The organism is Butyrivibrio sp. MC2013 (genome assembly GCF_000424585.1).
Lineage (GTDB): Bacteria > Bacillota > Clostridia > Lachnospirales > Lachnospiraceae > Butyrivibrio.
In genome coordinates, this window is sequence record NZ_AUKE01000009.1 from 141,449 (window position 1) to 150,252 (window position 8,804).

Below are 8,804 nucleotides of genomic sequence, written 5' to 3' on the forward strand. Positions count from 1 at the left end.
TTGCTTTATAAAATAAAGATAGAAAAGCTTATATGGGATCAGCCTTTGTCAGGTGGATTCAGTACTCCGGGGCGGGTGACCTCCAATATGTTCTGTAGGCACAAAAGTGTTATCAGGTGATTTTGTCTGTAGGAAAAAGATCTGTCATTGTCAGATACCGGTTCTTTGCACCATCTTTCTACTTCTTCCATATCAAGGTATTTACTCCAAAAGTCCTTATCCAGGTGAGAATATACATACTCTTTGCTTTCCTGGAACTTAGCAGCATAATCAGGATCAGGTTTGGCACTGTTCCTGCTTGGAGCTGTTTTATCTTTTACCCTAAAGAGGGAAACAGGCATCATATCTCTGAAGGCGTCTCTGAAAACGTAGCGGTTAAGGCGTCCCTTGAGGAAGAGATACCTGGGAATGCCCAGGGCATAATCTATGGCTCTGTGATCTGTATAGGGAAAAATATATCTTACATTGCAATAGGCTCCCCATAGAGCTGTATTGTCAAGTCTGTCCCTGCTTCCTCCGCCTTCGATGTACTTGGCTGAATCATAAAGGAATGTAAATATAGGATAATCCTCTCCTGTGTATTTGCTTCTTAATGAGGAACTCAGGACCTCCGGATCGGCATCTATCCCTTCGCAAGGTGCTTTCATAAGTCTTGCTGTAACAAAGAGATTTTCATATATTTTCTTTAATGTAGATAGGACCCTATGCTTTTGACCATGGGTCGTAGAGAACATATATCTCAAATAGTGGTAGTACTCATGGTTATAGAACATCTCATAGGGATCGGATCTGTGACTTACTCCCTCGTCACCTGCGTGACCGGAAAAAACAACTCTTGCTCCATTATGGGAAATGAACTCCGAGGTATACATCAGCTGATGGGTGTTCATATAAGGAGGAAGACAGTAAGTGATAACATTCATATCACGGGGATTTCTTGGTGCTCCGATTTTTTCCAGATTTTCCAGCATATTACTCTTAAGGCCCTGAGTCTGATTGATATAATTGCAAGTGATCTTTTCCTGCTTGCATATATCTTCGATGATAAGCCTCTCGTCTCTTTTAGCCATGGGGAGAATGCTTGTGTCCGGAGTCCAGGAGAAATACAGGCATTCTCTCTTCTGGCGGCTTATGAGAAGGTCTATCACGCCGGAATCTATTCCGCCGGATAACTCTGCACCTATTAGACCGGGAACTGCATTTAATCTTATATTTACTGCATCGCTTATAATATCTCTAAGGCCCTTTGTATATTCCTGCCTGTTTTTGCGGCGTACCTTTACTTGTCCCGGCTTCCAGTAAATGCTTTCTATAGGAGCATTAGCTTCATTTGATGAGAAAGTAATATAAGAAGCGGGTCTTACACAGTAAATATGCTCAAACTCGGTTGCGGTAGCAGAGAGGATATTCTTGGCTGCCATAAGTCCGTATATCCATTTGTCGGAGATAGTTCTGTCTACACCCGGCACTGACAGCAGTCCTCTGATGTCTGTTGAAAAAGCAGTAAAATCCTTATCTGAATAGTAGAATAGGGGTCTTACACCCATGTGATCCCTGAATAAGGTCAGAGTCTTCTTCTTTGTGTCATATATAGCGCCGCTAAAATCGCCATTTGCCTTAGATAAAGCTGAATAGCCAAATTTTAATATGTATTTGACCAGCAGTTCTTCGTCTGAAATGGCAGATGGATCGATCCCGCATTTATCGGCAATCTCAGATCTGTTATATAATACAACGTCTACTACTGCTTTTATGTTGCCGCTCTCTATCACAGCATCCCCCGGAATGGGAGCGCTTGTAAAATGCTCAAGACAGCAAAATAAAGCACATTCATCATCTGACCACTTGGAATATCCTTCTTTGCCATAGGCAAGATTCCAGCTTTTGGCATATAAAGCATTTGAATATGTATCTTTAGCGTTCTTATTTATGATTCCGAATATACCACTCATATATGATCTTCCTTGTATAAATAATTAAATAAAATAAAAAAGACCAATGCAGCGCATCGGCCTTTTAGTACCTGCTATAAGCAATTATGAATGCTGATTTTCAGGATCGTCAGGTGTGCCAGACTCTTCGTGCTCACCGCAATCAGGAGTAAGTGCATCAATGATCTCACCGATGATAATGCCTGCTATAGGATTTGTCAGGCATCCTTCCTTGAGTGCAGGAATAACTCCATAAGCTGTTTCAGCAATCTCAAGAGTTGCGATTTCAGGGCTCTCCCATTTCTTCATTGTAATATCCTCCGAATAATATAGTTTTATGTCATGTGACATTATATAGTCTAGCTGATAACAAAAGTCCGTTCAATAATTGTTGCAAAACTGTAATAATTTCATAATTTTTAGTTTCCCTAAAAGACTTTAACTATTAAATATGAGTTTTTCAATGTCCGGAAGGCTGTTGCCTTCAGAGGGTCTTATTATAGCAGATATGGGAAAGCCTGATGCGGCTTTCAGGCACTCATTCATAAGCGCGGGTTCTTTTTGCCAGTCGCCTCTTAGCCTTGATAGGAACAGGTTTGAGGAAAAAGCAAATAGCTTTGAAAGGCCTGTCAATTCTGCACATTTAACTTCGGTTACATCAGCCTTTGATAATATGATCATCCTTGAAACCTTGGCAGGCTCCTTTCGGAAATTGCTCACAGGGACCAGGAACTTGTCCTTTTCTTCATCTATATAGATGGCATTCTCATCTATCAGACCTCGCCTATCGGCCTGATCTCTGCAATATTTCTGGTAGGGAAAGGCAGGATAGAGAGTGACGGTATTATCCTCGTTTACTGATATAGCAGCGATATCGTCTGCCATGAGCTCATATCCCCTGTCCAAAAAGAGAGAAGTGACTGTGGACTTGCCGGCTCCCGAAGCTCCTGAGATGATCACGGCGCCTTCATCTCCATATACGGCGCTGCAGTGAACGGGAAGCATCCCCCTTTGCATGAGGACCATGCTGATGCCGTAGCCTGTCATATAGCTGAGCATATCATAGCCTGTATCTGCATCTAATCTGTCATCGTAATAAACTGTGTCGCCGTTTATGGCATATATCCAGCCTGTGGAGTTCATGAGCCAGGACTCATTTGGCCCAAAATCGTAATGGGGCTTGTCCTTCTTATCTCTTAGCCATCCTGGAATACCGCCCTTTATAAAACGGATATCCGCCGGGGCATCGGAGTCGTCGGGGAGAAGTTGAAAAATAGCTTCGTCGCACTCTAAATGGAGCCCGTAAAAGAGATATTTGTACATTTGCCTATTACCTTTCTATATTGCATGGTAAAATTGCACAATTTGATGTAGGTAATTTTGTTATATTTGTATATTTTCTGTATTGTTATTCCCTTTATTCGGAATATAATAAAGTCCTGAAGGAACAGTGAACTACCCAAATAAAGGAGATATATAACTATGAAGACAATTTTTGGTTTTGTTAAGAACATTTTTGCTGCTGATGAAGGAATCTGCTGCATCGATAAGAATGAGCAGCTGCTTACACCTTTCTTTGGCAAGCAGTAAAAGTATATCATAGCATTGTAAAAAACTAAATATCATCCGGATATATAGTTTTAAAGGCTTCCAAAGGCACCCCCCCGCCGAAGGAAGCTTTTTTCATGCTTTTTTTAAGGATTTCGAGATCGAATTCTTAAATGAAGAGATCATGACAAGACATGACCATTCATGTTTTTAGGTATATGTTTTATAGATATCGGGCTTCTCATCAGGCAAATCGTGTTTGTGAAGACGCATAAACACTGAACTTTACTTGCTTTTTGTATTGAATTTCTTCTCATATCTGGTATAATAAATTTAGGGATATTACCGATATGAGGAGGAGCATATGTCAGAGTGTAGGATACCTGAAAACGTAAAGTGTTATCGTCCAGAACCGTGTACCGAAATCAAACTTATCAGCGGGCACTATTATGTATACAGATACAGCGCAGTTCAGCTTGCCAGTGGAAGGTGGGGCAAGAAATCCGGACCTTGCATAGGCTCAATCATCCCGGGCATCGGGTTCAAGCCAAACAAGAACTATCTGGAATCAGACGCCTCTGACAGCATCACAGTTTTGGAATATGGTCAGTATGCTTTTATTGAGGATGTTGCCAAATCGGTAAAGCATGATCTGGAGCAATGTTTTCCTCTCGATAAAGCAGCACAGATTTTTTCATATGCGGTAATCCTCTACGCTAATGGTTTTGTTCACGTTGATCAGGTTCAACGTATATATGAGCAGACCTGGCTGCCAGTTGAGTATAAAGACTACACCTTTAAAATGGGCCGCAGTGCCCTCGACACCTTACTTGATGATCTGGGAAGAAAGACTACCCGTGTTAAAGCATATGAGCAGCAGTGTGTCGATTCATCAATGAAGAAGATAGCTATCGACGGACATGCAATACGTTCATGCTCTGATGATAATGATCTTGGCGAGGGTGGATATAAATTCAAAAAGCTTGGTGAAGATCAGGTAAATCTCCTGATGGGGTATGACATCAATACTGACAAACCGTTGTTTGCAAGAATGTATCGTGGTTCGTGTAATGACAAAGCAACTATCCCGGATCTGGCTGAATACCTTGATTACTCAGGCATACAGTTCATTGTCGATCGAGGATTTTACAGCAAGAAAAACCTTGAACTGCTTTCATCCAATGGAAACTCGTATATTATTCCTGTTCCTACAAACACAAATGTATTCAAGAATGTAATGACAGGAAGAAAGTACACAAGCTCTTTTTATTACTCATCCGGAAAGAAACATTCCCGTATCGAATTCTGGATGAAAAAGATATCAGATACAGAGAAAATCTATGTTTACCGAGATATAGATGAGAATGAAAAGTGTCGGTATAACTATCAGCATTGCATGGAGCTTGGCAAAAGCGGTTACACTCCTGAAGGTTATGAAAAAGCCAAGGATCATTTTGGAGTGTACGTTCTTCAGACCAGCAGCAAAAAGAAAGCAGAAACCATCTTCAATGATTACAAAAAGCGTTGGGGCATCGAAACAGTCTATCAGTATCTTAAGAATGAGGCTGATTTCAATGACCTTATGATTCAGGACTATTACAAAGAGCAAGGCTTTTCATTTATTATGCTGATAACTGGGCAAATACATCAACAGGTGATGAATGCTGTAAAGATGCTTGATGATAATACAATGTCAGTAAGTGATGTCCTCCTTATGGCTAAGTTTATGAAAATGGAATTACATGGCACTACATGGAACCTGAAGAACACAAGAAAAAGAGATCTTCAGATTCTCGAAAAAATGAACTTCAAACCGAAACAACTGATACCGGCATAAGTGGCTTATGCCTCATATCGGTAAAAACCTGAATGATTATGCTTAAATACCAAAGGGGTCAGAGAATACCTTGAACTGATCTTCACTGAGATGATGAAGCACCAAGGCGAAGAGAATACCAGCTATATATAACCTTCTCCCCTGGTCAAAGCGTGTCCAGAAGGCCTGCAAACTGCCTCCAGCTAAATCATAAAAATTTTCAAAGTGCAAAATCTATATGTAATCCCTCGGAAGCCGCTAACCACAGCGGCTTTCCTTGTTGGGAGTACCTACGTTTGAGCGTTTACGTCCTGATTACAGATCAAAGCGCAAAGAGCCTAAACGACGTGGCCGTACACGCAAGCCGCTGACCGAGCGGGAAGTATGATATGGACTTTTTAGTATAAATTGTTGTAAAATTCATGGTGATAAATATTCAATGAGTACATTTGGGAGATTGTTATTTTATTCTTATATTAACGCATAATTATTTAGTGGAACAAAATGTCTCTATAAATGTCACTATTATTGCAGAGTAGTTTGACTTTATCTCTTTCCGTTAATTATCCTCATACACGCACTCAATGCAGTTTCGGTTCGCTTTTGTGCATAATCCGGTCTTGTTCCCGTAAATGCATTCAAGGAATAATCGTCATTCAGACCAAAAGTTGCAGAAAATCTGAATAACAATCCTGTATTATCCAGAGATGCAATAACAGGTGTCGTGCCCATACCGTCTCCTCTTGTCATTTTTCCGACCAGGGTCGCCCAACCTGATTTCTTACAAAAAACAGCGAATTCATCAGCACTGGAATACGTCTCATTGCCAATTAATACCCATCTTCTGATTCCGCTATATTGATTTATCGCGCCATCAAAATCTATTTTATTTTCAGTCTTGTATATCATTTCAAGGCTTGTCTGGTTCTTAAGCTCTGTTTTTTCATCAGTAGGCAAAGGAACAAAATCAAAATAGGTATTATCCAGAAAATATGATTTCATCATCGGAGAATCAGAAATATAGTAATTCCAGGAACAGGAATACGATCCTCCCAGCGGTTCAACAATATTGCGTGCCCAATACAATGTGTTTCCACCACTATTGGCAGTGATATCAATAACGATATTTTCTACATCGGATCCGGATGATATCAGGTCATCAAGATAGTTTGTAATAACATTTTGATCTCTGTCATCTGTCAGGAACGAATAGTATTTGAAATAAGCAATGCTTCCGGCTGTATAATAATCACAATCAACCTGAGGAATGCTGTCATAAGCAGATTCCTCAGAATGACCGTTCAACAGTTCAGTATAGGTCAATGTGGACTGAGGTCGACTTACTGCCTGCAGCCATGGTGTTATTTGTTCATTATTGTTATCAGACATCATTTGAAGATAATAATTATACAGATCATTATCTATCACAGACAGATGAGCAGAATTGTGCAGTTCCCGGCAGCATGTGCTCAAAACCTCATATAAATCATTCACATCGCTGTCTGAATTAATCTTCGCCAATCCCTCTGCCATTATCTCATCAAGATCATAGTACTGGCTGATATAGTCGTAATAGGGATAATTCTCTCTTAAAACATTCCAAAACTGGTTATAGTCTTCCGTTAATTCCTCGATTGAAAATGAACTTTTTGTAGCGATATCATCATCAGAAAGAAGCTGAGAATTAGAGGATCTAATGAAAAAACACAAGAACAAAAGGACAACTCCAAAACGAATTGCCCTTCTATTCTTCATGCATTCAAACATGCTTAACACTTGTTCTCTTTGATGGACATGGCATCTCATAAAGTATCATATATGTTGGGATTACCACTCGGAACATCCCCTGCCTCTGTACGACAGCCACAGCCATATGCTTTTGTAGCACACTGAGTAATGCACAGCCATTCACAAGATCCGTAATTAGGCAGACATGGATCACCCCATCCAGTTGTCGACACACCTGGAGCAATGAGTCTTTGCGGTTCAACAATAAACTTCATTTTGTTCCCTCCTTTTTGAGTCTTGTTGTTTTTGCAACATTATCTTGGCAATTTTAGTTATATACTTTCTATGGATATCACTCATAGTAAAGCATCTGTCTGACACACCATTATATATTTCATAAGGGCAACCTCCCATGCATATGGGTAGCAACTTGCAAATACTACATCTTTCATCTGCAGTAGGATCATTTTTTAAGTAAACAATTTCCTTTGACAGATTTCGCAAATTACTATTTATATTTCCTATAGACATTTCAGGACATCCTATATCCGACCAACATTTATACATCTCACCATCAGATGCAATTACAAATCCATTACACGAATCAGCAACGCACACATTTCCACGCAAAACTGGGTATTTAGAACAATATTGCCGATTATCCGCATTCTTATCATAAAATTGCTCCTCAAAAAGCAGGAATTCCTGACAACTAAAACAACTACTTGACCGGAAGCATCCTTTCTTGTTTTTTATTGGTGCAGGATAGACTGTCACATTAGTAAAGGCACTATTCCTAAACCGACTCAAAACATCAACTGCTGCATTTAGATCTCGCTTATCAGAATTAACTCTTACGGAAATATGTTTCAAAAAAGGCGCAGCACCAAATATATTATTTATAATAACAGTATACGTTCCCTCGCCGGACAATAGTGGACGATTAATATTATGCTGCTGTTCACTACCATCAATAGTCACTTGACAATCAGTAATTTGACACTTTGCTAAGCGTTTGGCATTTTCCTCAGTAAGTAGATATCCGTTGGTAATAATTCCTGCAGAATATGAGATATTGTGTTCATGCGATATTTGTATAAACTGATTTGACAGTCGTTCAATCACATCAAGTGCCAGTAACGGCTCGCCGCCGTACCAGCTAACGTGAAATGTTTTTATATCATTTGCTTTCAAAAGAACAAAATTGATAATGGACTCTATCGTTTTCCTGTCCATCATACATGATGAGTATTTGTCTTTTTCATAACAGTAGATACACCTAAAGTTACAGTCAGCTGTTGGTGCTATGGTTAGTCCCAAATGCGAAGAAGAATATCTTGATTGCAACATAGAATGACGAATAATACTTAATTCGTCCACGTCATCCTCGATTATAAATCCTCCATGTCGTAGTTGATCTAATAGTCCCTCATCTATATACATTGTATTGTCGTGTTCAAATAAGAGATAATCATCATATTCTTCATGTGACATCAATGCCAGAGAATTACTCATCGAATTATACGCTATATAATTTGCGCCATCTAAGTCATAAAAGAAATTGTAAAATGATGTTTTCATAACCATCCCCCAAAAGCCAAAGATATTCTCCGTGTATTTATTGTATATAATTGGCAAGTTATAGTAAAGAATTTATTTTAAAAGTATAACTCCGACATACTTCAACGTTACTGTTCAGACCCCAACTTGAGATAAAAATACCGGTGATCTAGACTTTTATCAGTCGGACCACCGGTATTTTCTATCAAATATCTCTGACA

The 8,804-nt window shown here is 39.5% G+C and carries 6 protein-coding genes; 1 reads left to right on the top strand and 5 read right to left on the bottom strand.

Going from position 1 to position 8,804, the window contains the following annotated elements; translation table 11 throughout:
• Window positions 1–38: 38 nt before the first annotated feature.
• The 3 genes from G636_RS0107090 to G636_RS0107100 form a co-directional block, all read right to left on the bottom strand.
• A complete protein-coding gene (locus tag G636_RS0107090) occupies window positions 39–1,952 on the bottom strand; it encodes an asparagine synthase-related protein (RefSeq protein WP_026507477.1) in 1,914 nt (637 codons plus the stop codon).
• Window positions 1,953–2,036: 84 nt separating this feature from the next.
• Window positions 2,037–2,240: a hypothetical protein gene (locus tag G636_RS0107095; RefSeq protein WP_026507478.1), complete on the bottom strand. Its 204-nt coding sequence runs from the start codon at window positions 2,238–2,240 to the stop codon at window positions 2,037–2,039.
• Between the two features lie 129 nt (window positions 2,241–2,369).
• Entirely contained in the window at window positions 2,370–3,254 is an 885-nt protein-coding gene (locus G636_RS0107100) for a hypothetical protein (protein WP_026507479.1), read from the bottom strand.
• A 589-nt stretch (window positions 3,255–3,843) separates the two neighbouring features.
• On the opposite strand from G636_RS0107100, the gene G636_RS0107110 reads away from it, so the two are divergent.
• Window positions 3,844–5,316 carry a transposase gene (locus G636_RS0107110; protein ID WP_026507480.1) on the top strand — a complete coding sequence of 491 codons (1,473 nt, stop codon included), beginning with the start codon at window positions 3,844–3,846 and terminating at the stop codon, window positions 5,314–5,316.
• Window positions 5,317–5,841: 525 nt separating this feature from the next.
• Here the strand turns inward: G636_RS0107110 and G636_RS17695 are convergent.
• Both G636_RS17695 and G636_RS20255 read right to left on the bottom strand, forming a co-directional pair.
• On the bottom strand, window positions 5,842–7,050 hold the full coding sequence (locus G636_RS17695) for a S41 family peptidase (protein WP_196803051.1): 1,209 nt from the start codon (window positions 7,048–7,050) through the stop codon (window positions 5,842–5,844).
• 231 nt (window positions 7,051–7,281) lie between these two features.
• Window positions 7,282–8,604 (bottom strand): radical SAM/SPASM domain-containing protein, encoded by a 1,323-nt coding sequence (locus G636_RS20255; protein ID WP_051226675.1) that lies wholly within the window; start codon window positions 8,602–8,604, stop codon window positions 7,282–7,284.
• Between the last annotated feature and the right edge of the window lie 200 nt (window positions 8,605–8,804).

Excerpts from the sequence above, each read along its gene's own strand:
- G636_RS0107100 (WP_026507479.1), bottom strand. The coding sequence starts at position 3,254 with ATGTACAAATATCTCTTTTACGGGCTCCATTTAGAGTGCGACGAAGCT.
- G636_RS20255 (WP_051226675.1), bottom strand. The coding sequence starts at position 8,604 with ATGAAAACATCATTTTACAATTTCTTTTATGACTTAGATGGCGCAAAT.
- G636_RS0107090 (WP_026507477.1), bottom strand. The coding sequence starts at position 1,952 with ATGAGTGGTATATTCGGAATCATAAATAAGAACGCTAAAGATACATAT.
- G636_RS17695 (WP_196803051.1), bottom strand. The coding sequence starts at position 7,050 with ATGAAGAATAGAAGGGCAATTCGTTTTGGAGTTGTCCTTTTGTTCTTG.
- G636_RS0107110 (WP_026507480.1), top strand. The coding sequence starts at position 3,844 with ATGTCAGAGTGTAGGATACCTGAAAACGTAAAGTGTTATCGTCCAGAA.
- G636_RS0107095 (WP_026507478.1), bottom strand. The coding sequence starts at position 2,240 with ATGAAGAAATGGGAGAGCCCTGAAATCGCAACTCTTGAGATTGCTGAA.